Below are 25,036 nucleotides of genomic sequence, written 5' to 3' on the forward strand. Positions count from 1 at the left end.
CTGACATTGGTTAGGTACGCTACCACCGAACCTGACGCCTGTCAGGTAGCGCTCCGGGTAACCTGGTCGATCGTGCGCACAGTCGTAGTCATCGGAGGCGGGATCGTCGGTCTCGCCACCGCCTGGGAGCTGACCAAACGTGGTCTGGACGTCACGGTGCTCGAGAAGGAGGACCACTGGGCGGCCCACCAGACCGGGCACAACTCGAACGTCGTGCACGCGGGGCTCTACTACAAGCCGGGCTCGTTCAAGGCCAGGATGGCGACCGCGGGCAACCGGTCCATTGTGGACTTCGCCCGGCAGTACGGGGTGCCGGTCGAGGTCTGCGGCAAACTCGTCGTCGCCACCTCCGAAGCGGAGCTTCCGGCGTTGAAGGTGCTCGCCGAACGCGCCGAGGCGAACGGTGTCCCGGCGAAGCTGATCACGCCGAGCGAGGCCCGCGAGTACGAACCCGAGGTCTCGTGCGTCGCCGCGCTGCGCGTGGAGTCCACCGGCATCATCGACTTCGCGGGCGTCTGCGCCGCCCTGGTGCGGCTGCTCGACGAAGCCGACGCCGACCTGCGCCTCGGCACGCCCGCGCTGGGGATCCGGCCCGGCCGCACCGGCGGTGTCGAGGTGGCCACCGGTGACGAAGTGATCCACGCGGACGCCCTCGTCAACTGCGCCGGCCTGCACGCCGACCGCGTCGCGCGGCTCGCCGGGCTGACCCCGAGCGCGCGGATCGTCCCGTTCCGCGGCGAGTACTACGAGCTGAAGCCGGAACGCCGCCATCTCGTGCGCGGCCTGATCTACCCGGTGCCGGACGCGTCGCTGCCGTTCCTCGGCGTGCACCTGACCCGCATGCTCGACGGCAGCGTGCACGCCGGCCCCAACGCCGTGCTCGCGCTTCGCCGCGAGGGCTACACCTGGCGCGACATCTCGGCGAAGGACCTCGCCGAGGTCGCCCGCTTCCCCGGCGTCTGGCGGCTCGCGCGCAAGTACGCGTACCCGACCGGGCTCGACGAGGTCCGCCGCTCGTTCTCGCGCCGCCGCTTCGCCGAAAGCCTCGCGCGGCTCGTCCCCGCCGTCACCGAGGACGACATCGTGCGGCACGGCTCCGGCGTCCGCGCGCAGGCACTGCGCCCGGACGGCGCGCTCGTCGACGACTTCCTGATCGAGACCGCGCGGAACCAGGTGCACGTCCTCAACGCGCCCTCACCGGCGGCGACCAGCTCGCTGGAGATCGCGAAGCACATCGCCGACGAACTGACCGGCTAGAAAGCGGGCCCTGTAAGTCTGTTCGCTGGGCTTCGTGCACCAGGTGTCGCGAAAGCCACTTTCGGGACATCAGGCGTCGCGAACGTGGCTTTCGCGACGCGCTCCGGCTCCATGACCCCTTGCGCAGACTTGACGAACTGACCGGCTAGAAAGCGGGCATGTTCCCGGTCACCAGCGGCATGACGGCCTGCGGGATTTCGCAGGCCTTGGCGTTGTCGCTGAGGTCACCGGTGTCGACCTTGACCGAGGACGTCTCCGTGACCGGCAGCATCGCGACGCAGATCGGGCTGTCCGGGCTGGAGTAGACGAACCACTTCTTGCCCGCCACCATCTGCTCGACCGGCGTGCCGTCGAGACCGGGGACGTCCTCGAGTTTCGTCGCCGTGTAGATCCACAGGTCGAGCGCCTTCTTGCCCTTGTCGCCGTCGTTGTCGTCCCACTGGCAGCCGTTCTTCGGATCCCTCGACGAACCGTTCATCGGCCGCGCGGCCTGGAGGTTGAACGGCGTCACCTGCTCCGGTTTGAGCAGCGAGCACGGATCGACGGTCATGAGCGGCCCGGAGGGCTCGATCGGCTTCTGGCCGGGGGGCGCGGTGAGCGGCGGGCTCGGCTGTCCGCCGGGCAGGTTGGACGCGACCGCGGGAGCCGCGGCCTTCGCCAGGTCACAGGCCTTGGTGACGTCTTCGCCGGGGGCCTCGCTCGTGATCTCGACGAAGGTCTTCGGATCGAGTTCGGTCATCAGCGAGCAGTGGCTCGGGCCGAAGATGGACGCGTACCGGGTCCAGGTGAACCCGCCGATGCCGAACTTCTCCCCGGGAAGAGCGCCGTTGACGTACTCGACCAGCGGGAGGTCGAAGCTCTGCGACACCTCGAGCGTGACCCCGTCGGGCGCGTCCTCCAGCTCCGGGTACCGGCAGGTCCCGGGGACCTTCTGCACCTTGTCCGCCGGACGTTCCTTGCCGGGGAAGGTGACGCCGATGGCCGCCGCCTGCTCCTGCGAGAGCAGCTTGCACGGCTCGGCCTTCGTGATGACCGGGCCCTGCCCCGGCACCGGCGACGCCGTACCGCCGACGACCGACGTGCAGCCGCCGAGCGTCAGCACCGCCAGCCCGATCGCGAGCGAATTCCGAAACCGCATGCGTCCTCTTCCCCTCACCGCCGACGGCTACTTGGATGCCGGCGTGAGCACCTCGGTTCCGCCGAGGAAGGGGCGAAGCGCCTCCGGAACCCGGACGGAACCGTCTTCGAGCTGGTGGTTCTCCAGGATCGCGACGATCCACCTGGTGGTGGCCAGCGTGCCGTTCAGCGTGGCGACGGTCTGCGGGCGGCCGTCGTCGTCGCGGTAGCGGATGCCGAGGCGGCGGGCCTGGAAGGTCGTGCAGTTCGACGTCGAGGTCAGCTCGCGGTAGGTCTCCTGCGACGGCACCCACGCCTCGCAGTCGAACTTCCGGTACGCCGAGGTGCCGAGGTCGCCGGTGGCGGTGTCGATCACCCGGTACGGGACCTCGATCTTGGCGAGCATCTGCTCTTCCCAGTCCAGCAGGCGCGCGTGCTCGGCTTCGGCGTCCTCGGGACGCGTGTAGACGAACATCTCGACCTTGTCGAACTGGTGGACGCGGATGATGCCGCGGGTGTCCTTGCCGTACGAACCGGCCTCGCGGCGGTAGCAGGACGACCAGCCCGCGTACCGCTTCGGGCCGTTGGCGAGGTCGAGGATCTCGTCGGCGTGGTAGCCGGCGAGGGGGACCTCGGACGTGCCGACGAGGTACAGGTCGTCGTCGCGCAGCCGGTAGACCTCCGACGAGTGCGCGCCGAGGAAACCGGTGCCCGCCATGATCTCCGGCCGCACCAGGGTCGGGGTGATCATCGGGGTGAACCCGTTCGCGGTCGCCTGCGCGATCGCCATGTTCAGCAGGCCGAGCTGGAGCTGGGCGCCGATGCCGGTGAGGAAGTAGAACCGCGAGCCCGAGACCTTCGCGCCACGCTCCATGTCGAGCGCGCCGAGGCCCTCGCAGAGTTCGAGGTGGTCCTTCGGCTCGAAGTCGAACTTCTTCGGCTCGCCGACGTGCTTGAGCACGACGTAGTCGTCCTCGCCGCCTTCGGGCGCATCGGGGTGGACGAGGTTCGGCACCAGGCGGTGCAGCTGCTCGAACTCCTCCGACGCCTCGGTCTGCTCGACTTCGGCCGTCTTGACCTGGGCGGCGAGGTCCTTCGCCTTGGCGAGCAGCTCGGCCCGCTCGTCGCCCTGCGCCTTGGGGATGAGTTTGCCCAGCGACTTCTGCTCGGCGCGCAGCTTGTCGGCGGCGGCGATGGAGGACCGGCGACGGGAGTCGAGGGAGAGCAGCTTGTCGACCACTCCTTCGTCCTCGCCACGGGCGCGCTGCGAAGCGCGCACGACGTCCGGGTCATCGCGCAGAGTCCTGGGGTCAATCACGAGTGCTGAGAGTAGTCCGTGCCGGCCGCACAAAATGTGCGGGTCCGCGCGGATAACCCGACAGTCTGATCGTTGCCGCCCGTTTCGGGCCGTCCCCATACTGAGATCCCCCTGCTGCGGACGGAGAAACCCGATGACCGATGCGGACCTGCTGGCGCGGCACAAGGCGGTACTGCCGTCGTGGCTGGCGCTCTACTACGACGAGCCGATCGAGATCGTGCACGCGCAGGACCGCCGGGTCATCGACTCGACCGGGCGCACCTACCTCGACTTCTTCGCGGGCATCCTGACGAACTCGATGGGCTACGACGTCTCGGCGATCAGCGACGCCGTGCGCAAGCAGCTCGACACCGGCATCCTGCACACTTCGACGCTGTACCTGATCCGCTCGCAGGTCGAACTGGCCGAGCGCATCGCGAAGCTCTCCGGCATCCCCGACGCGAAGGTGTTCTTCACCAACTCCGGGACCGAAGCGAACGACACCGCGCTCATGCTCGCCACCCAGTACCGGCGCAGCAACCAGGTGCTGGCGATGCGGAACTCGTACCACGGCCGGTCGTTCGCGACGGTCGGCATCACCGGCAACCGCGGCTGGTCGGCGTCGTCGCTCAGCCCGGTGAAGGTGAGCTACGTGCACGGCGGCTACCGGTACCGCAGCCCGTTCCGGGCGCTTTCGGACACCGAGTACATCGACGCGTGCGTCGCGGACCTGGTCGACGTCCTGGAGACGGGCACTTCGGGCGACGTCGCCTGCATGATCGCCGAGCCGATCCAGGGCGTCGGCGGCTTCAGCTCACCGCCGGACGGCCTGTTCAAGGCGATGAAGGAGGTCCTCGACCAGTACGGGATCCTGTTCATCTCCGACGAGGTCCAGACCGGCTGGGGACGGACCGGGGAACACTACTGGGGGATCCAGGCGCACGACGTCGTCCCCGACGCGATGACCTTCGCGAAGGGCCTCGGCAACGGTCTCGCGATCGGCGGTCTCGTGGCTCGCGGCGACCTGGTCGACTGCCTCACCGCGAACTCGATCTCGACCTTCGGCGGCAACCCGGTCGCGATGGCGGGCGCGGCCGCCGTGCTCGACCACATCGCCGACCACGACCTGCAGGCCAACGCGCTCGCCCGCGGCAACGAACTGCTCGACGGCCTGCGCGCGGCGGGGAACCCGCTGATCGGGGACGTGCGCGGCAAGGGCCTGATGATCGGCGTCGAACTGGTCGAGCCGGGCGGGATGACGCCGAATCCGGGGGCCGCGGCGCGGATGATGGAGGAGACCAAGGCGCGCGGGCTGCTGATCGGCAAGGGCGGGCTGCACGGCAACGTGCTGCGGATCGCGCCGCCGATGACGCTCACCGCCGAAGAGGCCGCCGAAGGCCTCGCGATCATCACCGACGCACTGGCCGCCGTCTCCTGACCGGACGTCCGTCTCGCCGGGGTCTTGCCGGGGCCCGGTACCGCCCTGGCGATCATGTCGCGAAAGCCACTTTCGAGACGACTGATGTCCCGAAAGTGGCTTTCGCGACACCACGCCTCCAGCACCCCAGCCAGACCCTTGGTCGCTGGAGTGCGTTCAGGAGTGCACGAAGCGCGCGATTACCTCTCCCAGCCGTCCGCCCGCGTCCTCNTCGCGAAAGCCACTTTCGAGACGACTGATGTCCCGAAAGTGGCTTTCGCGACACCACGCCTCCAGCACCCCAGCCAGACCCTTGGTCGCTGGAGTGCGTTCAGGAGTGCACGAAGCGCGCGATTACCTCTCCCAGCCGTCCGCCCGCGTCCTCCTGCAGGAAGTGGCCCGCCCCGGTGATCGTCGGATGCTCGAGTTCGCGGGCGCCGCGCATCGAGCCCCGCAGTTCGAGGCCCCACGGCGCGGTGATCGGGTCGCCGTCGGAGAACGAGACCAGGAACGGCTTGTCCAGTTCCGAAAGCACCTTCAGCGCGGCCCGGTTGGCGGCCGAGGCCGGATCGTCCGGGGTGATCGGCACCAGCGAAGGCATCGCGCGCGGCGCGGCCTTGTACATCTCGTTCGGGAAAGGCGCGTCGTAGGCGGCGCGGACCTCTTCGGACAACTTGGTCTGACAGCCCGACTGGACGAAGCGCCCGACGTCGAGCACCTGGGCGTTCTCGACGGTGTCGCGGAACTTGTGCCACAGCTCGGGCATGTCGGTGTCGCCGGTGGGGAGACCGGTGTTGGCCGCGACGACCCTGGCGAACCGATCGGGGTTTTCGGCGACCAGCCGCAGGCCGATCAGGCCGCCCCAGTCCTGGCCGACCAGGGTGACGTCGGTCAGGTCGAGGACGTCGAAGGCGAACGCGCGCATCCACTCGACGTGCCGCTGGTAGGTGTGGTCGACCATGTCGCCGGGTTTGTCGGATCGGCCGAAGCCGACCAGGTCGGGCGCGATGGCGCGCAGCCCGGCGTCGGCGAGCACCGGGATGACCTTGCGATAGAGGTAGGACCAGGTGGGCTCGCCGTGCAGCAGGAGAACGGGCGGCCCGTCTTCGGGTCCGGCCTCCACGTATCCCACTCTGATCACGCCGCCGTGAAGGTCGACGAGTTCCGCGTAGCGCGGTTCGAAGTCGAAATCGGGCAGGTCCGAGAACCGGTCGTCCGGTGTCCTTAAAAGGCGCACGACCCCCACGTTAGTGGGAATCGTGCGCCGATGCCGGTTTCAGCAGGTCAAGAAATCACGAGATGCCGACGGCCACGACCAGGCCGAGGGCCAGGTGCGCGGCCGCGACCACAACGCTGACCGGGGCGAACTTGTCGCTCTCGATGGTCGAACGGACGTCGATGCGGGTCGCCCACTCCAGCAGCCGGACGGCCAGCACCTGGACGACGATGCCGAGCAGGCCGTAGACCAGCGAGGTGATGAGGCCCTCGGTCAGGTCGCTGGCGGAGTTCGCGATCGCCACGACGACGATGAACGCCATCGACAGCAGGCCCGACGCGGTGACGATGACCGCGTTCGGCAGGCCGCGGCTGACCAGCTGGGACAGCTTGCCGGGCGTGGTCCAGTCGATCGCCCAGAACCCGGCGAACATCAGCAGCAGGCCGACGACGCCGTACAGCAGGATCGCGCCGATCCCTCGCACGAGGTCGGAGCCGAACGTGTCGGACAGCGCAAGGGTGGTGGTCACAGGGTGCTCCCAGAGGTACGTGCTGGTCAGGAATGTCAGGTTTGTGCGGTTGCTTCTATCACGACTCGACGATGCGGTGCGGGACGAACGCCGCACCGTCGTCGGTGACGAGTCCCGCGGTCTCGCGGATGCCGAGGCCGGCGGCCTGGTCCCCGACGATCCACGCGCCGAGCGCGGGCCGGTAGCCCTGGAACTCGGGGAGCGGGTCGAACGCCTGGTAGACGAACCCTTCCGCGCCGTAGACCCCGTCGGTCTGCGTCTCGTACCCGGTGGCGACGATCTGCACGTTCGCGCCCTCGCGGCCGAGTTTCGGCTTGCGGACGTACTCGGTCAGCAGGCCGGGGTCGTCGGCGAAGGCGGGCAGCAGGTTCGGATGGCCCGGGTAGTTCTCCCACAGGATCGCGAGCAGCGTCTTGTTGGAGAGGATCATCTTCCACAGCGGCTCGACCCACAGCGTGCGCGGCATGGTCTCGACGGCGAAACGGCCGAACTCCTCGTCGACCACCCATTCCCACGGGTAGAGCTTCACCACGGTCGCCATCTGCGCCTCTTCGAGGTCGACGAACCGCTTGAGCACCGGGTCCCAGCCGATCTCCTCGATCGACAGGCCGACGGTGTCGAGCCCGGCCTCGGCCGCGGTCTCCTGCAGGTACGCCGTCGTCACGTGGTCCTCACCGGACGGGTCGGCCGACGACCAGGTGAAATGCAGTTCGTTCGACGGCAGCTTGTCGGCGAGTTCGCCCCAGCGCTCGACCAGCTTTTCGTGGATCGAGTTCCACTGGTCGTCGTCGGGGAAGACCGCGGTCTTCCAGTGCCACTGCAGCACCGCGGCTTCGAGCAGCGAGGTCGGGGTGTCGGCGTTGTACTCGAGCAGCTTCGCCGGGCTCTTGCCGTCGTACCGCAGGTCGAACCGGCCGTAGACGTGCGGATCCTGCCGCTTCCACGACTCGGCGATATGCGGCCAGACCCACTCGGGGATGCCGAAGCGGTGGTACTGCTCGGTGGTGATCACGTTGTCGACGGCTTCGAGGCACATCGAGTGCAGCAGCTCCACGTCCGCCTCGACGGACAGGATCTCGTCCATGTCGAAGACGTAGTGGACCGACTCGTCCCAGTACGGCCGGGACTTGCCGGAGCCGTCGCGGGCGGGCGTGCCGAAGACCAGGCCCTGCTCTTCGACGATGTTCTGCCAGTCCCGCCGGGGCGGCTTGGAATCCCGGTACACCTACGAGCCCCCGCTCTTGCCGCTGCCGCCGCTCTTGCCGCTGATGCCGAACCCGCCACGCTGGACGGACTTGCCCGATTTCGTGCTGACGTTCGCGTTCGACGGCGCGGTGTACGAGCCACCCGACACGCGCTGCCCGATCGCGCCGGAGCCGCCGTAGTTGTAGCGGTAGCTCTGCATCGGCCCACCGATACCGCCGATGGGGAGGAAGAAGAACCCGCCGCTGACGTAACCGCCGTGCGACCGCACGTAGTTCTCGTCGCAGTTCTGGTCGTTGTCGACGATCTCGGTGTCTCTGGTGGTGCAGACGGCCGTGACGTTCTCCGGCTTCGCGACCGTGTAGAACGTCGCGACCAGACCGACCAGACCGACCGTCACACCGGTTCCGATCAGGATCTTCTTCTTGGTCGAAGACTTCTTCTCGGCGGCGCGAGCGGCTTCGGCGGCCAGCGCCTCCTGGCGCTCCTGCTCCGCCAGTGCCTGCTGCCGCGCCCGCTGCTCGGCCAACGACGGCTGCCGCGCCTGCGTGCTGCCGTCCTGGAAGCGCATGGAGCCGCGCTTGGGCGGCTCCTGAGGCCCCTGTGCCCCCTGGTTGTCATCCTGCGTCATCGAAGCTCCGTAATCGCCCGCCGGCCCGAACCCGTGTCTCAACACTAACCACCCGGTACGCGCACCTTACGTGCGGCGCGGGCATCATGGAGTGGATGTCTCAACAGGCCGAGCGGTTCCGTGATCCGCGAAACGCGCTGAGCACCCTGCGCACCCGGCTCCTCATGGCCGGCGTGTTCGCGGGCGCGATCATCGCGCTTTCGCTGAGTGTGGCGTTTTCGTGGAACGTGGGCCCGGAGGGCGGTGCGGGCGGCGGCGCCCCCAAACTGTCGCCCGCCGCGGCCGAGGCGTTCCAGTCTCCTCCTGGCACCTGTCTGACCTGGAACAATCCGGACGCCACCGACGCGCGGCGCGTGCCGTGCGCCGAGGCCCATCTGTTCGAGGTCACCAGCATCGTCGACATCGGCGCGCAGTACCCGCCGGGGGCGCCGAGCCCGAACCTGGAGCAGTGGCAGGAGATCTCCAGGTCGCAATGCACGATCGACGTCAAGCCGTACCTCGGCCGCACGCTGGATCCGTACGGCAAGCTGAGCATGAACCTGCTCCGGCCGACGCCCGCGCAGTGGGCCGACGGCGACCGGCAGCTGCGGTGCGGCCTGCAGTGGGCGGGCCAGGGCGGCAAGCTCCAGCCGACCAAGGGGCCGGCGAAGGAGCAGAACCAGTCCGCCGTCTGGGAGCCGGGCACCTGCCTCGCGCTGCTCAACAACAGCTTCGGCGACCCCATCGACTGCGCGCAGACGCATTCGTACGAGATCATCGCGACGATCGACCTCAAGACGAAGTTCAAGGACGGCTACCCGTCGCAGGAGCAGCAGAACACCTGGCTGGACACCGAGTGCTCGACGGCTTCGCAGGAGTACACCGGCAACGCGGACCTGGCGGCGAAGAAGCTCATCCTCAGCTGGGACGTCCGCGAGCAGGAGAGCTGGGACGCCGGGTCGACGCTGGTGAACTGCAAGGTGGCGGCGGTCCTGCCGGACAACAAGGGGCTGGCGCCGGTCACCGGGAGCGTCAAGGTCGGCACCGGCGAGAGCCCGCCGCCGTCGTCGTCCTCCCCGCCGAAGACCGGAGGATGATCGCGTGCCCGTCGAGATGACGCAGCAGCGGTTCGAGGAGCTGGTTTCGGAGGCGCTGGACGAGCTGCCGCCCGAATTCGCGGACGCCATGGACAACGTCGTGGTACTCGTGGAGGAGTTCAACGAGGAGTCGCCCACGATCCTCGGCCTGTACCACGGGGTCGCGCTGACCGAGCGGACCCACGAGTACGGCGGGGTGCTGCCGGACCGGATCTCGATCTACCGGCGCCCGCTGCTGGAGATGTGCGACACCGAGGAGGACGTCGTCGAGGAGGTGCTGATCACGGTCATCCACGAGGTCGGCCACCATTTCGGCATCGACGACGCGCGTCTGCACGAACTCGGGTGGGGCTGAACCGCCGGACAGGTGGTAGCAAAGGTCCCTCGCTCCCCCGGCACGTACACGGTGGATTCCGCGTCACAGGCGGCATGGTCGGTGATTTTTGTGCGTGGAGCACCACGGGTTCTCCGAATTCTTAACTGGGTGTAACAACCCGGCCACTTTGGGCGACAGCCCCGCTAAACTTTTCGACACCTTGTCGCCGGCCGGCGCCGGCGAATGCCCGGGAGGCGGACATGGCCGGATCGGCGGCACGCGGGAGGGGTGACCGGCGGTTGCGCTGGCTGCTCGCCTCCAGCGCGGCGTCGAACCTCGGCGACGGGATCGGCAAGGTCGCGTTCCCGCTGCTCGCGGTCACCCTTACCCGGGATCCGCTGCTCATCGCGGGTCTTTCGGCGACCCAGTTCCTGCCGTGGCTGCTGTTCGCGCTCCCGGCGGGCGCGCTGCTGGACCGCGTCGACCGGCGGCGGGCGATGATCCTCGCGAACAGCGTCCGCGCGGTGGTCGTCGGCGGGACGGCCGCCCTGGTCGCCGCGGGCGGGGTGACGATCTGGCTGGTCTACGCCGCCGCCCTGCTCATCGGCTTCGCGGAGGTGGTCGCCGACAGTGCCGCGAACGTGCTCATCCCGGCGGTCGTCGGCGAGGGGTCGCTCGACAGCGCGAACAGCAAGCTCCAGGCCTGCGAGATCGTGGGGCAGACCTTCCTGGGCGGGCCGGTCGGCAGCGCCACCTTCGCGCTCTTCGCGACGTTCCCGTTCCTGCTCAACTCAGTGGGCTTCGCGATCGCGGCCGCCGTGTTGATCGGCCTCGCCGGGAGCTACCGGCCGAGAGCCACCGGCGACGCGCCCGCCAACCTCCGCGCCGAACTGGCGGAGGGTTTCCGCTGGCTGAAGCACAGCCGGCCGGTGCTGCGGCTGGTCGTCGTCGCCGGACTGATCAGCCTGGTCAGCGAACTCGCGCAGGCGCAGCTGGTGCTCTACGCGATCGAGTATCTGCGCCTCAGCGAAGCGGCCTTCGGGCTCTTCGCGTTCGTCGGCGGCATCGGCGGCCTGCTCGGCGCGGCCGCCGCCCCGCGGCTGGTGAAGGCGACCAGCCGTCGCGCGGTACTCGTCGGGGGCACGGCCTGCTGCGGCGCGGCGTTCACCGGCATGGGCCTGACGAGTTCGCCGGTGGCGGGAGCGGCACTGTTCGGCCTGTTCGCGGCCGCCGTGGTCGCGGTGAACATCGTGCTCGGCACGGCGCGGCACACCCTCGTCCCCGGCGACCTGCTCGGCCGGGTCCTCGGCGTGTGGCGCACCGTCGTTTGGGGAGCGATCCCGATCGGCGCGCTGCTCGGCGGCGTCCTCACCCACGCCCTCGGTTCCCCGGCCCGGACCTTCCTCACGTCCGGGCTTCTGCTGTTCGGAGTAGCCGGTTTCGCGTTCGTCTCGTTACGGCAAGGAACCTTCGATGACGAATCGGCCACGGAGGAGCGGGTTCTCCACCAAGACCGGTGAAAACAAAGGACTTTGGTGCTGAAATAGCCCATCACCGCCACGGGTGACGGGGAGGTCCGCGATGCAGCAGACACTGGTGCCGGAGGGCGGCGTGGGGACGACAGAACCTTCGAGACGTCCGCAGGTACTCACCGCCGTCGCCGGTTTCGTGATCGGCGGTGGCGTGATCGGCATGCTGTGGGCGCTCTCGGGCGTCAACGCGGGGGCGCTCGAAGACGCGCAACACGCTTGTTCGGCGCTGGCGAGGGTCGGCACGATCCCGGACACCACCGATTCGGCACCGGGCGAACGGACCGTGGCCGTCCTCGCCCCCGAAGTCCTGCACCGGATGACGGCCGCACGCGAACTCTCCGCCGCGGCGGCCGCCGCCAACGACACCTACCGGCCGCTGGCCGAGCACATCGACGGTGTCAGCCGGATGGTGTTCAGCCTGCACTTCAACCAGATCTCGGGCCAGCGGCACCTGGCGCGGGCCGAACAGCTCTGCACCCAGCTCTAGCCCTTGTGGACGGTCTGGACGGTCAGCTGATTGCCCGGGATCTTCCCCGCGCAGCCGAGTCCCTGCACCGGAACGAAGTTCGAGGCCGTCTCCTGCGGCAGGTACACCCGCAACCCCCGGGTCTCGGTGGGCTTGCAGACCGCCTCGTCGTAGTTGCGGACGTTCACGAAACCGACGTCGGCGACCGCGCTCTCCCCGCTGGCGAGCTGGACGGGGGCGCCCTTGGCGCCGTCGCGATACGCGGCCTCACCGACCTGGTGGCCGTCGGCGCCGGTCACGTAGGAGACGCCGGGGAAACCCTGGATGGTGCACGGGTGCCCGCTCGAGTTGGTGATGACGAGCTTGCGGTACACCGTGCCCGCGGCGGCGTCACCGTCCTTGATGGACAGTTTGACGTCGCCAGCCTTGCACAGCCCGTCGTTCTTCGGCGCCTGCGCGGGTGACTCGGCGGGCTGCGCGGCGGGCGCCGGGCTCGACGAGCTCGCGCTGGGCGCGGCGGAGGTGTCCGGCGCCGAACTCGAAGGCGACGCGGACGTGTTCTGCGCGACGGGCGCGGTCTCCGTACCGCAGGCGCTGAGCAGAAGAAGCCCGGCGGTACCCGCGACGAGACCGCCGATGGAGATCAGTTTCGAACGAATCATGGTCATTCGCCTCCCTGTAACCGGACAATGCCGGGTGACCCACCGTTCAGTAGACGTGTTGTCCGCCGTGGGGGTTGCGCTCCATCGGTTAATTCCCCACAAGGTGTTAATCGATCTTGTGGGGGGTATTCCCCGGCGGGCGCGGAGGCAAACGTCCCTGGTCAGGCGTCGACGGGGGCGTCCGCCCAGGTGAGGCAGGTCCAACCGGCGGGGGTCGCGACGAGTTCGACGATCCCGGTGTTCGGTATGAGCCCCTGGTTGGCGACCTCGGCGGTCACGTTCCCGGCGAGCCATTCGCCGCCGAGGCGGATCGCGCCACCGTGGCTCACCAGCACCACCGTGCCGTCGGGGTCGGCCTGCTCGTGCTTGGCACGGAGGCGGGCGACCGCGTCGAGCATCCGGGCGCGGACCTGCGCACCGGTCTCTCCGCCGGGGATCGGCGGGTCGAGCTCGCCGAGCGTCCACCGGCGCACGACGCTCATGTAGGTCGTGATCGAGTCCTTGTCCGTCTTGCCTTCGAGCTCGCCCGCCGCGACCTCGTGCACGCCGTCGAGGACCTGGACGTCCAAGCCCCGTTCGGCCGCCAGCGGCGCGGCGGTCTGCTGGGCGCGGACCGCCTGCGAGGCGTAGACCGCGACGATCGGCTCACCGTCCAGCCGCTTCACGAGGCTCTGGGCCTGCTCGCGGCCCAGCTCGGTGAGCGGCGGCCCCGGCAGCGCGGTGTCGAGCGCGCCACGGACGTTGCCTTCGGTCTGGCCGTGGCGGACGAGGAGAAGTTTCACGCCTGTGCTCCCTTCCGTACCGACTCGACCCAGCCGATCGCGTCGGTGAAATCCTCGTTGGCGGCACCCGGTTCGATCTCGGTCGTGCCGTTGTCCGCGCGCGGGTGAGAGCCGAGGAACCGGACGTTCCGGCACCGGCGGCGCAACGCGGCCAGCGCGTCGCCGATCCGGGGCTCGGCCACATGCCCCTCGAAGTCGATGAAGAAGCGGTACTCGCCGAAGTTGTTCCTGGTCGGGCGGGCGTCCAGCTTGGTCAGGTTGATACCGCGGACGGCCAGTTCGGTGAGCAGTTCGGCCAGGGCGCCGGTCCGGTTCGTCGCGGCGGCGACGATCGACGTGCGGTCGGCCCCCGTCGGCTCCGGCAGCTCGCCGGGCGCGCGGACCAGCAGGAACCGGGTCTTGGCGTCGCGGACGTCGGCGACCTCGGTGGCCCGCACCTCCAGCGGGTAGTGCTCGGCGGCGACCGGCGCGGTGACGGCGGCGTCGAACTCGCCGGCGTCCACCGCGACCGCGGCCGCCGCCGTGGACGACGTCGCGACCGGATGCGCCCCCGGCAGGTTCGCCTCGACCCAGTGGCGGACCTGGGCGAGCGCGTGCGGATGGCTGGCGACGGTGCGGATCTCGGTGGTGCCCGGCCGGGTCAGCACGCTGAAGTGGACCGGCAGCAGCACCTCCGCCACCGCGACGAGCGGCTCGGCCTCGCTCAGGCTGTCGAGGGTGGCGGTGACCGCGCCCTCCACGGAGTTCTCGATCGGGACGCACGCGGCGTCGGCCGCGCCCGAGCGCACCGCGGCCAGCGCCGCCGGGATGGTCTCCGCCGGGATCAGCTCCTCCCCGGGGGCGAGCCGGCGCGCGGCCTGTTCGGTGAAGGTTCCCTGGGGGCCGAAGTAAGCGATCCGTGACACCCCGCCAGATTACGCACGGCGCGGGTGGCGACTTTCACTCGGACAGCCGGTACGCGCACCGGTTACGCCGGGTGGCGTTTTTTGTCATGCTTAGGGCGTGACCGCCGAACCGGGCACGCGCACCGGCCACGAGGACGCCGGCTCCTCCTTTCCTCCCCTGTCGGACCGCCCCACTCCGGAGCTGGTGTTGTGCGCCGTCGATGACCCGCTCGCACAAGCCTGGACGACCGTCGCGGACACTGTGGACGGCCGGGTCTTCGTGCACCGCGGATCCGTGCTCGACGTCGTCGCACAGGCCGTCGTCAGCCCCGCGAACTCCTACGGCTGGATGCGCGGCGGCATCGACGCCGTCTATGCCCGCGCCTATCCCGAGGTCGAGCAGAACGTGCGCAGCGCGGTGCTCGCCTACCACGGCGGGGAGCTCCCGATCGGCGAAGCGGTGGTCGTGCCCACCGGCGAGGCCGAGCCCGCCTGGCTGATCAGCGCGCCGACGATGCGGGAGCCCGGCGAACGCCTCCCGCGTGACACCGTGCATCCGTACCTGGCCGCCCGGGCGGTGTTCCGGCAATGGCGCGACGGCAGGCTCGACCAGGGCCGGATCCGTGATCTCGTCCACACGATCGCGATGCCCGGACTCGGTACCGGCTTCGGCGGCGTCGCGCCCGCGTCGTGCGCACGGCAGGTCGCCGCGGCCTGGAACGAGGTCTTCACGCCGGGCCGTACCCGTAACGGACGGTAACGCCTCGAAGCGGGGTACATCACATCGCAGCGCGTTCACGAGCCGTAAGCCCTACCGTTAAAGCGGCTTCATCCGGTTCGAGGCACGTTCACCCGCCGAGAACTCGTCAACACGGTTTTGTACGGCGCCAGCGCAGGCGACGGGCGAGGAGTGTGCGATGCCGCGGGTCCGTGAGCTCAGTCCCTACGTCGAGCTGCACCGTGAGCAGTGGCGCGAGTTGCGCAGGTCGACTCCTCTGCCGCTGACCGCCGCGGAACTGCTGCGGCTGCGCGGTCTCGGCGAACAGGTCGACCTGGCCGAAGTCGCCGAGGTCTACCTGCCGCTCTCCCGGCTGATCAATCTCCAGGTCGCCGCCCGGCAACGGCTGTACGAGGCCACCACCACCTTTCTCGGTGAAGACAGTCGGGGCACCAAGGTGCCGTACATCATCGGGATCGCCGGCAGCGTCGCTGTCGGCAAGTCGACCACCGCGCGCATCCTGCGCACCCTGCTCGCCCGCTGGCCGGATCACCCCAGGGTCGATCTCGTCACCACCGACGGGTTCCTCTACCCGCGCGCGGAACTGGTGCGACGCGGGATCATGCACCGCAAGGGTTTCCCGGAAAGCTACGACCGGCGGGCGCTGCTGCGGTTCGTCACCGACGTGAAGTCCGGGGCGGAACGGGTCAGCGCTCCGGTGTACTCGCACCTCGCCTACGACATCCTTCCCGACGAGGAACAGGTCGTTCAGCGGCCGGACATCCTGATCCTCGAAGGGCTGAACGTCCTTCAGCCCGGCCCTCGGCTCACCGTCTCCGATCTGTTCGACTTCTCGATCTACGTGGACGCGCCGACGACCGACATCGAACGCTGGTACATCGAGCGCTTCCTCAAGCTGCGGCACACCGCTTTCGCGGACCCCGCGTCGCACTTCCACCACTTCGCCGGCCTCCCGGACGACGAGGCCCGCGCCGAGGCGCGCCACCTGTGGCGCACGATCAACGAGCCGAACCTGATGGAGAACATCAAACCGACGCGGCCCCGGGCGACCCTCGTCCTCCGCAAGGACGCCGACCACGCGATCAACCGGGTCCGGCTGCGCAAGCTCTGAGGCCGTAGGCGGAACTCGGGTGATCGGAGCCGTGACTCACGTGCGCGGGGGCGCAACACGCGTGCCCGAAGCCCGAACACGCCTGTTCGGAGCCGCAACTCACGTGATCTAGGGCGGAACTCGCGTGATCGGGGCCGTAACTCGCGTGTTCGGGGGCGCAACACGCGTGATCGGGGCCGTAACTCACGTGACCAGAGACGCAACACGCGTGATCGGAGCCGTAACTCACGTGACCAGAGACGCAACACGCGTGATCGGAGCCGTAACTCACGTGACCAGAGACGCAACACGCGTGATCGGGGCCGTAACTCACGTGACCAGAGACGCAACACGCGTGATCGGGGCCGTAACTCGCGTGTTCGGGGGCGGAACTCACGTGACCAAAGCCCGACCACGCGAGATCAGAGCTGTGACTCGCGCGCTCCGGGGCGTAACTCGCGTGCTCCGGGCGTGACTCGCGTGAGGGGGGTGTAACTCGCGAGTCACGTCGACGAGACCACGACACGGCGTGATGCGGCAAGCACGGATTCTCTACTCACGGCGAGCGTTCACGACAAGTTCCAAGATCACTTCGCCGGGACCCGATCACACGGGTGACTTCCGGCCGTTCCCTCACAAAGACCAGCCTTCGCATCATCGGAGAGCCGTTGGTGCCCACTGGTCGCGCACCGCTGTCGGGCGGTGGCATTCCTCGGCCGATCGGCCGATCCACGCTCAGTACGTGTAACCGGTTGGCCGATACCGGCTACAGGCCCCCGAGGCGACCCTTGTCTCAGGGGTTCACGAGGTCTCGAAAAGGACCTTGAGCAGGGAGGAGGGTCACGATGTTCTCGATCGTCTTGACCTGGATCGGCTCGATTCTCGGCCTCGCACTGCTAGTGGCCATGGCCGCCGGTGCCTTCGTCGTCGACTTCGACGACGCCCGCGGGGACCGTCGCCGGAAGAAGCCGCAAGTCACGGAGAACAAGGGCACCCCCGCGGCACCGCTGGGCTGAACCGCTGGGCTGAACCGCAGTGGGAGTTCCGGCCGATCAAGGCGTCCGGACGTCTTGATCCTCGCGGAGATCCGCTCAGTCGAACGGATCGTGCACCTGCGCACCGAGCCCGGCCATGTCGGCGAGGTTCCTGGTGACCAGGGTCAGGTCGTGGACCCGGGCGGTCGCGGCGATCAGCCCGTCGATGGACGGCACCTTCCGCGGCGCGTACTGCCTGCCCCATTCGGCGGCGATCTCGGCGGTCACCGGAAGGATCCGTTCCGAGAACTGCGCGGTGAGCCCGGACAGCCACTCGGTCAGCGCTTCCGCGCGCTCCCTGTCCCGCTCGCCTCGATTCCTGAGCTTCGTTATCCCCCTCTCGATCTCCCCCACCGTCAGCGCGCTCAGATAGAGCCTGCTCGACGACACTCCACCCCACCACCGGGCGAAACCCGGGTTCTGCGTGCGGCGCCGAGCCTCGGACACGATGTTCGTGTCCAGCAGAAAGCTCACCCGCTCACCTCCACGACATCTCTCGGCAGGTCTTCCGCGCGTTCGGCGGCGATCTCCTCCAGTACGTCGGCTAGCGCCTCCCCGTACTCGGGGTGGTGGTGCTCTCCGGAGAGCACGAGCTTGAAATCGACGGCTTCACCGCTTCCGGTCAACCTGCGGTAATCCACGATGTCCAGCACCACGGCCACCTCCTCCCCATGTTTCGTGACGAACTGCGGCCCATCGGACGCGGCGCGGCGCAGCAGCTCGCTCAGCCGCTGCTTGGCGTCCTGCACTTGCCAGGTTGCTGCTTCCATCTAGACAGACTAGACAGAATGAGGTGGGTTGGCAAGGGAGGGAGGGGTGTGACCGGGGAAAACGGGGTTCAGGCGAGCTCGTCGAGCGCCTTCCGGTAGTCGTCGACGTCGTAGTCCATCTCGTGCTCGCCCGATTCGGTGAGCTGGGCGGCCAGCGCGTCGATGAGGCGGTCGAAGATCTCCTCGCGCTCCTGCCCGGTCTCGCTCAGCCGCCGCACGGCCTGCCAGACCTCGGCGGGCTCGTCGGCCCAGAGCTGGTCGACGATCGTGGTCTTGAGCGCGAGCCGCATCCGCGGTTCGCCGTCGAAGGTCTCCTCGGCCAGCGCCTCGTGGTACTCGGGGTGCTCGCCGATCACCAGGAGACGGCGCTGTTCGGGGTCGGCGGGTTCGAGCTCCAGCTCCTCGTCCCCGATCTCCGCGTAGACCGTCGGGACGGCGAACATCCGGCGCGCCAGGGCTTCCGCGAGTTCCGCCGGGTCCTCGATCCCCTCGGAGCCGTCGAAGTAGACGTCGAGCGCGGAGTCCTCGTCCTGCGCGAATTCCTCCAGGAACTCGGTCGCGCTCTCCAGCAGCGCGACACGGGCGGCCTCGGGGAGCCCGGCGCGGTCGGCGGCCCAGGTGACCCAGCCGAGCAGAGCCGGCTCCAGCGCGTCTTCGTAGGCCTCGTCGATCTCGAATTCCCCGTCCAGCAGCGATTCGAGGAACCGGGCGAGCTTTTCGGGGCCGACCCGCAGCGGGCTGCCCGGCTCGGTCTCACAGCCGTAGTCGACGAGCAAACGCGCGTAGAACCGCGTCGCCTCCGTGTCCTCAACGAGCCCGGAGCCGATGAAGTCGGCGACGACCTCTTCGCGGACCTGCTCGGGCCATTCGGTGATCTCGGGCGACGGCTCGGGAGCGGGAAGCGCCCGGATCCAGGCCAGGGCGAGCGCGTGGAACCGCGCGTAGTCCTCGCTGACGTCGGGCTCCTCGACGACGTCCGTCGCGGCCAGCCCGTCGGCGAGCAGCTGGTGGGCGCGCTCGGGCAGCACCCGCTCCAGCGTGACCAGTTCCGGGTCGTCGGCGGCCTGCTGCCGCATCTCGGCCAGCACGTCCTGCGGCTTGTCGACCACGACGACGTCGCGGATCCGGCCGCCCTCGGTGAAGTCGACCAGCGCGAGCAAGCCGTGTTCGGCACCGCCGCGGGTGAAGACGCACAGAAGGGAGGACTCGTCGCCGAAGACGTCACCGGTCCGCCAGCACTCCCCGACGGTCACCGCGGCCAGGTCCGCCGCCCATTCCGGTTCCGGGATGCCGCGGCCCAGGACGGTGTTCAGCGCCGAAGCGGCCGCCTCACGCTCTTCCTCGGTCTCGGCGAAGACCCGCAGCCCGGCGAGGAGCGCGGCCGCGGCAGGGGTGATCTTCCGCTCGGCGAACGCGATGAGCTCCAGGCCCAGCGGCGTTTCGTCCTCTTCGAGCTCGATCTCCCACCACTGGCCGAGCACTTCGGAGGTCAGCAGCTCGACGTCGAGCACCTCGGGCTCGGCACCGAGGGTCGAGAAGTCCCGGAGGACGTCCTTGAAGAGGCCCGTCACACTCGGAGTGGAGGGCTGGGCTGCCTTCTTGCGGGCACGGCTGACCGGACTCATGGCGACATGTTTTCACGCGGACCCGGCCTGGCTCGTCGCGGTGGTCCTGGGCGCGGAACACGGGGTCCAGGACGCGGGCGGACACCGGTTCACCGACCACCGCGACTTCGCCGGGTTTCCTCGGTGCACCGCGAATAACGACAGGCGGCGGGCGCGGTTACGCCCTGACCGCTTTGGGAATCGCGATTCTCGCCGCTTTGACCTCGGCGATCAGCCGCGTCTTGCGTTTGTGTATTTCCACCAATGTGCCGAGGTACGAGCTGAATTCTTCAGCCGTACCGGCCTTTTTGTGCGCCGTGCGCAGTTTGCGCAGTTGCCGGGCCGCTTCGCGGTAGGCGCTTGAATCCTTCCGCGTGATCAATTCTTCGACATGGTCCCGGTATACGGGAATGGTTTCGGCCGGATGGGCGACGGAACGGGAATCCGCGAGTTCGACCCGCACCGGCAAAGAGGCCTCGAATCGCACCGCCGCCCGCCATGCCTCGTCGGCGCGGTCCTCGCCGAGCAACGCGCGGACGAGTTCGTCGGCGGCCTCCGTGCTCCCGGCGGCGAGTTCACGCAATCGGGCGAGCGCGGTCTTCCGCTGCGTGACCCAGCGCCCCGTTTCCAGCGACTCCTCACGCAGCGCGAGGTACGTCGCGGCCGTGGGATTCTCGTCGAAGTCCTTGCGCGACAAGGGAACCGGCTCTTCCACCGGCGGAGGCGCCTCCTCCTTCTTGTCGTGCGTCAGCGCCCGCGCCGCATGCGCGATGGCCTCACTGTGCCGTCCCGCCGCGCGCAGCACACGCACGATCTTGAGACTGACGTCCACCCGCGGCGGCTTGGCGGCGAGGATCGCGACGAGCGCGTCGACGTCGCCGGACACCTCCGCCAGCTCCTCGCGCAGCCGCTCGGCAGTCTCGCGTTTCGCGCCGGACGGCTGCTCGGCCAGCACGCTGTCCACTGTGGACTTTATCCGAGCGATTCCCTTGTCTCCCAGAGCGGAGGCGAAGTCGGCAAGCTCGATGGCGGGCCAGCCGGGGCCGTCGAACTCGACTTCGAGGATCCAGGCGGCCAGGCTTTCGGGATCCGGCGGATGCGCCACGCAGGCCCGCGCGTACAGCTCGACGGCCCGGTACAGGCGGTCCGCGACTTCGCCCGAGGCGTCGTCGATCTGCTCCAGCATCTCGCTGATGTCGTCCACGGTCCGGCGGGCGAGCGGGGCGAGGTCGGCCCGGCTGCCGGCGTCGAGAAGCCGCTGAAGCGTGTCGAGGACCGAACCGACCTTCGCGGCGTACTCGACGTTGCCCGCCAGCACGGCGGTGTCGAGGAGACGGTGCGCCTCGGCGACGTCACTCCCCTGGGTGGCGAAGCGGCTCTCCAGGGCCTGCCGTAACGCAGGGTCACGCTCGGCTTGGGCGTGCAGCAGGTCCGCCAGCGTTTCCGCGTCCAAGGTACGCAGGTAGGGGCGCAGATCCGTCGGGGAACTCACCCGGACAAGTCTGCCCGACCGCCTCGCCGACTCGTGTGGGCCAACAGCGTGCTCTTTCCGGCGTAATCGCTCACCAGGTGTGACCACGTCGGGATCGGGATCGGCAGCCGGCGGGCGAGCTGCATGACGATCGCCATCACGACCCCCGCGAGCAGCGAAATCGCCGCGGCGGCGGCGAGGGCGCCGCTCAGCACGCGGCGCCCGCTGTCGACCGCGAGCTGCGCCGAATAGTCGATCTGGCGCGCGGCGAGGTCACCGAGGGTCCGGCCGACGACTCCGGCCGCGACGCGCCAGGACTCCTGGCCGACGGGCGGCGGCGTGGCCGCGCTCAACGCGGTTTCGACCGCGGCGAACCGGCCCCAGTCCTCGCTCGCGACGAGCTCCCGGTAGGTCCGGCGGCTACTTTCCGTCAGTTTTCCGGCGATCGCGTCGAGCCTGGACCGGTAGGCGCCCACGGCGGCGGCGTAGTCGCGCCGCCCCGCGTCGTCGATCCCGGCGACCGCGAGGGAATCGCTGCGGTCCATGCCTTCGACGGCGGTGAGCAGTTCAACGGCGATCGTCTGCTGGTAGCCGACCTCGGCGTCGGGAGCCGCCCGCGCGATCTCGCGCAGGGAGGAAAGCGAGGTATCGATGTGATCGGCGTACGCGGCATAGGTGGCGGACCGGCTGCCCGGCGCTTTCAACGCGGCTGCCCGCTCCCGCTGCAGCGACGCGATCTCGCGGCTGGCCTCGGCGAGGGTGACCGCCCCGTTCTCGGCGTCGTCGCGGTCCTCGATGGCCTGCTGCACGAGGAATCCGCCGATGAACAACGCGACGAGCACCAAGGCCGCGCTCGGCACGAACGCGATGGAGAGCACGCGAGAGCGAAGGCTTCGCTGGTACGTCAAGGCTTTCCTTCCGGATCGGTCTCCCGACGCCGAGCGACGTTATGCAATTTGCAAATTGCACGTCAACGAGCGTCCGCCATACGGCCGTTAGCCCACCGTGACGATCTGGTAGGCACGGCACGTGACACTCGACGACCTCAACCAGCGCCTCCGCGACTTCGCCGCGGCCAGGGACTGGGAACCGTTCCACACACCGAAGAACCTCGTCATGGCCTTGTCCGGCGAAGTCGGCGAGCTGACCTCGCTGTTCCAGTGGCTCACCCCGGAGGAGTCCGTGGAGTGGCGCGCCGACCCCGAGCTGGCACACAACGTGGTCGACGAGATCGCCGACGTCACGCTGTACCTCCTCCAGCTCGCGAACAGCCTCGGCGTGGACCTGATCGAGGCGGCCAACGCCAAGATCGACCGGAACGAAATCCGCTTCCCGGCGCCCGGTTAGCCGCCTTTCGGGTCTTGTGGGGCGTTCGTTCGGCGGAAACACTGTGCCGACGTCCCTGGAGGTGGCCCTTGTCGCGTTCGGCTCGCACCGTGTTCCTCGCCCTCGTGCTGTCCCTGAGCGCGGTCGCCGCGCCGGCCTATGCGGCGCCGCCACCGACGACGCACCGGGACCCCGGCAACGGGCCGGAACGCAACGAGATCGCCGCGACCGATCAGCCGATGAGCGTCGCGCGGGCCGCGGCGGGCGAGAACGTCGCGGGCGACCGTGCCGGCTACCCGCGCAAGACCAAGCTGCGCGTGTACCCGGAGAACACGGCCGACAAGTCGATCAAGCTCGGGCTCGCGCCGTATCACGCGATCGCGCCGAAGCTGAACGCGTTGCAGGCGCGCAGCGATCGGATCTCCGTCGAGATCGCCGGGCAGTCCGGCCTCGGCCGGGACCTCTACCTGGTGACGATCACCGCGCCGGAGAGCCCGTCCGAGACGCGGCGGCAGGACGCTTGGCGGTCGCTGATCGAGAACGACCCCGCCCGCGCCGCGCGCGACCCGTTCCTGCGCCACGGCTACAAGGCGCCGGTGTGGATCAACAACAACATCCACGGCAACGAGTGGGAAGGCACCGACGGCGCGCTCCGCGTCATCGAGAAGCTGGCGACGTCGAACGACCGCCAGACCGCCGAACTGCTGAAACGGAACCGTTTCTACTTCAACGTCACGGCCAATCCGGACGGTCGCGTCGCCGGAACGCGGCAGACGTCGCAGGGTTTCGACCCCAACCGCGACTTCGTCACCGCGTCGCAGCCGGAGGTGCGGGCCATGCGCGGGATCGCCATCGGCAAGCAGCCGCTGATGATGCTGGACGAACACGGTTACGTCGCGAACACGCTCATCGAGCCGACCACGCCGCCGCACGGCCAGAACTACGACTTCGACCTCTACATCAAGCACGGGTACGCCAACGGGCTCGGCATGGAGAAGGCGGTCCAGGCGCTCGGGCGCCCGGAGACGGCGAAGCCCGAGATCCCGTTCCGCGACTACGAACCCGGCAGCTGGGACGGCTGGGCGCCGATCTACACCGCCCAGTACGCGATGTACCACGGCGCGGTGTCGTTCACGATCGAGATCCCGATGCGGGTCAACAACGCGGACTACGAGACGCAGCCGGTGGCGGAGCTCCAGCGGCGCGCGGTGATCAACACCGAGGTCGTCGAGGCCACCATCGGCAGCACGCTGAACTACGTCGACCGCAACCGCGGCGAGCTCATCGCGAACCAGATCGAGATGTTCCGCCGAGGCACGGCGGGCGAGGCGCAGCGCGAGATCCCCGACGGGTTCGTGCCCGGCTTCGGGCCGGAAGACCGCTACCGCACGGAGTTCCCCCGCGCGTACGTCATCCCCGCCGGTGCGGACCAGCGTTCCGCCGTCGCCGCTTCGCGTCTCGTCGACCACCTGGTGGCCAACGACGTCCGCGTGAAGCAGGCGGATCGCCCGTTCTCGCTGGCCGGACGCCGCTACCCGGCCGGTTCGTACGTGGTCGACATGCACCAGCCGAAACGCGGCCTGGCGAACGTGATGCTGGAGCAGGGCAGCGACATCTCGGCGAAGGTGCCGGTCATGTACGACATCTCCGGCTGGAGCCACCGCCTGCTGTGGGGCGCCTCGGTCGACATCGTCAAGCAGGGCCGCCTCGACGTCCGTGCGCACGACGTCGTCGCGGCGTCGCCGACCGGTGGCGTCGACGCCGCGCCCGGCCGGGACCTCGCGCTGAAGCTCGTCGACGGCAAGGACGTCAGTGCCGCCAACGACCTGCTGAACCGCGGCCTCGCCCTCGGCCGCTCCGACGACGGCACGATCGTCATCCCCGCGTCGGCCCGCCAGTCCGCCGCGGAGGTGGCGGACCGCTACGGCGTCCGGTTCACCGAAGCAAGCGGGACGGCGACGCCGTTGACGCGGAAGACCATCGCGGCCGCCGTCGGTCCGGACGAACTGAAGGCGCTGCGGGACATGGGCTTCGACGTGCGGCCGGTGTCGGCGGCCGTGCTCAACGGCGGCTTCGACTGGTCCCGGGTGGACCTGCTGTTCGTCTCATCGGGACTGCGGTACACCGATCTCAACCCGGCCGCGAAGGACGCTTTGCGTGCCTTCCTCGCTCGCGGCGGCGTGGTCACGCGCGGTGCCACGGGCGCGCGGTTCAACACGGACGTGGGACTTCTCGAAGCACGTCCGGTGGCGGGCTGGGAAGACGGGAACGGTGTCGTTTCGGTCGTCAACGGGACCGGCCCGGTGGGCGGCGGCGCGCTGCCGGACTCGTTCGTCTACGGGCCGTTCTGGTTCACCGACCTCGGCTCCTCGGTCAGTGTCGAGCAGCGCTACGCGAGCGGGAATCCGCTGGTCGCGGGGCATTGGCGGACACGGGACGACGGGACGGGCGGCCCGCTGCAGGCGGCGGGACAGGCCGCGGTCGTGTCCGGGACCTCGGGGCTCGGCGGACGGGCGGTGCTGTTCGGCACCGAACCGCTGTTCCGCGATCACCCGAAGGGCTTGTACTCGCAGGTGGCCAGGGCGATTTACTGGGCCGCCGCGAAGTAACGTGGGGGT

Annotated in this window: 25 protein-coding genes; 11 read left to right on the plus strand and 14 right to left on the minus strand. The window is 69.2% G+C overall.

Annotated elements, in window-relative coordinates:
* The first annotated feature begins 6 nt into the window (after positions 1-6).
* A complete protein-coding gene (gene lhgO, locus ACXIZN_RS32545; RefSeq protein ID WP_457958854.1) occupies positions 7-1,257 on the plus strand; it encodes an L-2-hydroxyglutarate oxidase in 1,251 nt (416 codons plus the stop codon).
* Between the two features lie 145 nt (positions 1,258-1,402).
* On the opposite strand, the gene ACXIZN_RS32550 is transcribed toward lhgO, so the two are convergent.
* Both ACXIZN_RS32550 and serS read right to left on the minus strand, forming a co-directional pair.
* On the minus strand, positions 1,403-2,395 hold the full coding sequence (locus tag ACXIZN_RS32550) for a DUF3558 family protein (protein WP_457958855.1): 993 nt from the start codon (positions 2,393-2,395) through the stop codon (positions 1,403-1,405).
* Positions 2,396-2,422: 27 nt separating this feature from the next.
* Positions 2,423-3,691 (minus strand): serine--tRNA ligase, encoded by a 1,269-nt coding sequence (serS, locus tag ACXIZN_RS32555; protein ID WP_457958856.1) that lies wholly within the window; start codon positions 3,689-3,691, stop codon positions 2,423-2,425.
* Between the two features lie 133 nt (positions 3,692-3,824).
* Here serS and ACXIZN_RS32560 point away from each other — a divergent pair, with 133 nt between their 5' ends.
* Positions 3,825-5,108, plus strand: coding sequence for an aspartate aminotransferase family protein (locus ACXIZN_RS32560; RefSeq protein WP_257483675.1), 1,284 nt, complete (start codon positions 3,825-3,827; stop codon positions 5,106-5,108).
* Positions 5,109-5,418: 310 nt separating this feature from the next.
* Here ACXIZN_RS32560 and ACXIZN_RS32565 read toward each other — a convergent pair whose 3' ends face one another.
* The 4 genes from ACXIZN_RS32565 to ACXIZN_RS32580 are packed head-to-tail and all read right to left on the minus strand — an operon-like array spanning position 5,419 to position 8,666.
* Entirely contained in the window at positions 5,419-6,324 is a 906-nt protein-coding gene (locus ACXIZN_RS32565; protein WP_457958857.1) for a haloalkane dehalogenase, read from the minus strand.
* Between the two features lie 55 nt (positions 6,325-6,379).
* Positions 6,380-6,832: a DUF350 domain-containing protein gene (locus ACXIZN_RS32570; protein ID WP_034309700.1), complete on the minus strand. Its 453-nt coding sequence runs from the start codon at positions 6,830-6,832 to the stop codon at positions 6,380-6,382.
* A gap of 58 nt (positions 6,833-6,890) precedes the next feature.
* Positions 6,891-8,057: a glutathionylspermidine synthase family protein gene (locus ACXIZN_RS32575; RefSeq protein WP_034309698.1), complete on the minus strand. Its 1,167-nt coding sequence runs from the start codon at positions 8,055-8,057 to the stop codon at positions 6,891-6,893.
* On the minus strand, positions 8,058-8,666 hold the full coding sequence (locus tag ACXIZN_RS32580) for a hypothetical protein (protein WP_378341848.1): 609 nt from the start codon (positions 8,664-8,666) through the stop codon (positions 8,058-8,060).
* Positions 8,667-8,761: 95 nt separating this feature from the next.
* Here ACXIZN_RS32580 and ACXIZN_RS32585 point away from each other — a divergent pair, with 95 nt between their 5' ends.
* From ACXIZN_RS32585 to ACXIZN_RS32600, 4 genes are all read left to right on the plus strand, one after another.
* Positions 8,762-9,742: a septum formation family protein gene (locus tag ACXIZN_RS32585; RefSeq protein ID WP_457958858.1), complete on the plus strand. Its 981-nt coding sequence runs from the start codon at positions 8,762-8,764 to the stop codon at positions 9,740-9,742.
* Between the two features lie 4 nt (positions 9,743-9,746).
* Positions 9,747-10,097, plus strand: coding sequence for a metallopeptidase family protein (locus ACXIZN_RS32590; RefSeq protein WP_034309691.1), 351 nt, complete (start codon positions 9,747-9,749; stop codon positions 10,095-10,097).
* Between the two features lie 221 nt (positions 10,098-10,318).
* Positions 10,319-11,578, plus strand: coding sequence for an MFS transporter (locus tag ACXIZN_RS32595; protein ID WP_457958859.1), 1,260 nt, complete (start codon positions 10,319-10,321; stop codon positions 11,576-11,578).
* A gap of 61 nt (positions 11,579-11,639) precedes the next feature.
* Positions 11,640-12,077: a hypothetical protein gene (locus tag ACXIZN_RS32600; protein ID WP_457958860.1), complete on the plus strand. Its 438-nt coding sequence runs from the start codon at positions 11,640-11,642 to the stop codon at positions 12,075-12,077.
* On the opposite strand, the gene ACXIZN_RS32605 is transcribed toward ACXIZN_RS32600, so the two are convergent.
* From ACXIZN_RS32605 to pheA, 3 genes are all read right to left on the minus strand, one after another.
* Positions 12,074-12,724: a DUF4232 domain-containing protein gene (locus ACXIZN_RS32605; protein ID WP_457958861.1), complete on the minus strand. Its 651-nt coding sequence runs from the start codon at positions 12,722-12,724 to the stop codon at positions 12,074-12,076. The genes ACXIZN_RS32600 and ACXIZN_RS32605 overlap by 4 nt on opposite strands.
* A gap of 155 nt (positions 12,725-12,879) precedes the next feature.
* A complete protein-coding gene (locus ACXIZN_RS32610; RefSeq protein ID WP_457958862.1) occupies positions 12,880-13,500 on the minus strand; it encodes a histidine phosphatase family protein in 621 nt (206 codons plus the stop codon).
* On the minus strand, positions 13,497-14,405 hold the full coding sequence (gene pheA / locus ACXIZN_RS32615) for a prephenate dehydratase (protein WP_457958863.1): 909 nt from the start codon (positions 14,403-14,405) through the stop codon (positions 13,497-13,499). The genes ACXIZN_RS32610 and pheA overlap by 4 nt, the downstream gene beginning before the upstream one ends.
* A gap of 97 nt (positions 14,406-14,502) precedes the next feature.
* On the opposite strand from pheA, the gene ACXIZN_RS32620 reads away from it, so the two are divergent.
* The 3 genes from ACXIZN_RS32620 to ACXIZN_RS32630 all read left to right on the plus strand — a co-directional run bounded on the left by ACXIZN_RS32620 (position 14,503) and on the right by ACXIZN_RS32630 (position 17,229).
* The gene (locus ACXIZN_RS32620) at positions 14,503-15,144 is read left to right on the plus strand and encodes a macro domain-containing protein (RefSeq protein ID WP_457958864.1); all 642 of its coding nucleotides are present in this window, start codon (positions 14,503-14,505) and stop codon (positions 15,142-15,144) included.
* A gap of 157 nt (positions 15,145-15,301) precedes the next feature.
* Positions 15,302-16,234 carry a type I pantothenate kinase gene (gene coaA, locus ACXIZN_RS32625; RefSeq protein ID WP_126732485.1) on the plus strand — a complete coding sequence of 311 codons (933 nt, stop codon included), beginning with the start codon at positions 15,302-15,304 and terminating at the stop codon, positions 16,232-16,234.
* A gap of 824 nt (positions 16,235-17,058) precedes the next feature.
* Complete coding sequence (locus tag ACXIZN_RS32630; protein ID WP_167373516.1) at positions 17,059-17,229, plus strand: hypothetical protein; 171 nt, start codon at positions 17,059-17,061, stop codon at positions 17,227-17,229.
* A 75-nt stretch (positions 17,230-17,304) separates the two neighbouring features.
* On the opposite strand, the gene ACXIZN_RS32635 is transcribed toward ACXIZN_RS32630, so the two are convergent.
* From ACXIZN_RS32635 to ACXIZN_RS32655, 5 genes are all read right to left on the minus strand, one after another.
* The gene (locus ACXIZN_RS32635) at positions 17,305-17,721 is read right to left on the minus strand and encodes a type II toxin-antitoxin system VapC family toxin (RefSeq protein ID WP_192747446.1); all 417 of its coding nucleotides are present in this window, start codon (positions 17,719-17,721) and stop codon (positions 17,305-17,307) included.
* Positions 17,718-18,017 (minus strand): type II toxin-antitoxin system Phd/YefM family antitoxin, encoded by a 300-nt coding sequence (locus ACXIZN_RS32640; protein WP_192747445.1) that lies wholly within the window; start codon positions 18,015-18,017, stop codon positions 17,718-17,720. The genes ACXIZN_RS32635 and ACXIZN_RS32640 overlap by 4 nt, the downstream gene beginning before the upstream one ends.
* 68 nt (positions 18,018-18,085) lie before the next feature.
* Positions 18,086-19,642 (minus strand): DUF1841 family protein, encoded by a 1,557-nt coding sequence (locus ACXIZN_RS32645; protein ID WP_457958865.1) that lies wholly within the window; start codon positions 19,640-19,642, stop codon positions 18,086-18,088.
* 157 nt (positions 19,643-19,799) lie between these two features.
* Positions 19,800-21,113: a hypothetical protein gene (locus ACXIZN_RS32650; protein ID WP_457958866.1), complete on the minus strand. Its 1,314-nt coding sequence runs from the start codon at positions 21,111-21,113 to the stop codon at positions 19,800-19,802.
* Positions 21,110-22,000 (minus strand): nitrate- and nitrite sensing domain-containing protein, encoded by an 891-nt coding sequence (locus tag ACXIZN_RS32655; RefSeq protein ID WP_457958867.1) that lies wholly within the window; start codon positions 21,998-22,000, stop codon positions 21,110-21,112. Before ACXIZN_RS32655 ends, ACXIZN_RS32650 begins: the two co-directional genes overlap by 4 nt.
* Before the next feature lie 121 nt (positions 22,001-22,121).
* Here ACXIZN_RS32655 and ACXIZN_RS32660 point away from each other — a divergent pair, with 121 nt between their 5' ends.
* Both ACXIZN_RS32660 and ACXIZN_RS32665 read left to right on the plus strand, forming a co-directional pair.
* On the plus strand, positions 22,122-22,439 hold the full coding sequence (locus tag ACXIZN_RS32660) for a nucleotide pyrophosphohydrolase (protein WP_457958868.1): 318 nt from the start codon (positions 22,122-22,124) through the stop codon (positions 22,437-22,439).
* A 68-nt stretch (positions 22,440-22,507) separates the two neighbouring features.
* Positions 22,508-25,027: a M14 family zinc carboxypeptidase gene (locus tag ACXIZN_RS32665; RefSeq protein WP_457958869.1), complete on the plus strand. Its 2,520-nt coding sequence runs from the start codon at positions 22,508-22,510 to the stop codon at positions 25,025-25,027.
* Positions 25,028-25,036: the final 9 nt, after the last annotated feature.

It is taken from the genome of Amycolatopsis sp. TRM77291 (assembly GCF_054166285.1).

What these genes read in the sequence shown, in the direction of transcription:
- ACXIZN_RS32580 (WP_378341848.1), bottom strand. Translation starts at nt 8,666, where the DNA reads ATGACGCAGGATGACAACCAGGGGGCACAGGGGCCTCAGGAGCCGCCC.
- ACXIZN_RS32595 (WP_457958859.1), top strand. Translation starts at nt 10,319, where the DNA reads ATGGCCGGATCGGCGGCACGCGGGAGGGGTGACCGGCGGTTGCGCTGG.
- ACXIZN_RS32600 (WP_457958860.1), top strand. Translation starts at nt 11,640, where the DNA reads ATGCAGCAGACACTGGTGCCGGAGGGCGGCGTGGGGACGACAGAACCT.
- ACXIZN_RS32550 (WP_457958855.1), bottom strand. Translation starts at nt 2,395, where the DNA reads ATGCGGTTTCGGAATTCGCTCGCGATCGGGCTGGCGGTGCTGACGCTC.
- ACXIZN_RS32645 (WP_457958865.1), bottom strand. Translation starts at nt 19,642, where the DNA reads ATGAGTCCGGTCAGCCGTGCCCGCAAGAAGGCAGCCCAGCCCTCCACT.
- ACXIZN_RS32560 (WP_257483675.1), top strand. Translation starts at nt 3,825, where the DNA reads ATGACCGATGCGGACCTGCTGGCGCGGCACAAGGCGGTACTGCCGTCG.
- ACXIZN_RS32605 (WP_457958861.1), bottom strand. Translation starts at nt 12,724, where the DNA reads ATGACCATGATTCGTTCGAAACTGATCTCCATCGGCGGTCTCGTCGCG.
- ACXIZN_RS32640 (WP_192747445.1), bottom strand. Translation starts at nt 18,017, where the DNA reads ATGGAAGCAGCAACCTGGCAAGTGCAGGACGCCAAGCAGCGGCTGAGC.
- coaA (WP_126732485.1), top strand. Translation starts at nt 15,302, where the DNA reads ATGCCGCGGGTCCGTGAGCTCAGTCCCTACGTCGAGCTGCACCGTGAG.
- ACXIZN_RS32630 (WP_167373516.1), top strand. Translation starts at nt 17,059, where the DNA reads ATGTTCTCGATCGTCTTGACCTGGATCGGCTCGATTCTCGGCCTCGCA.
- ACXIZN_RS32585 (WP_457958858.1), top strand. Translation starts at nt 8,762, where the DNA reads ATGTCTCAACAGGCCGAGCGGTTCCGTGATCCGCGAAACGCGCTGAGC.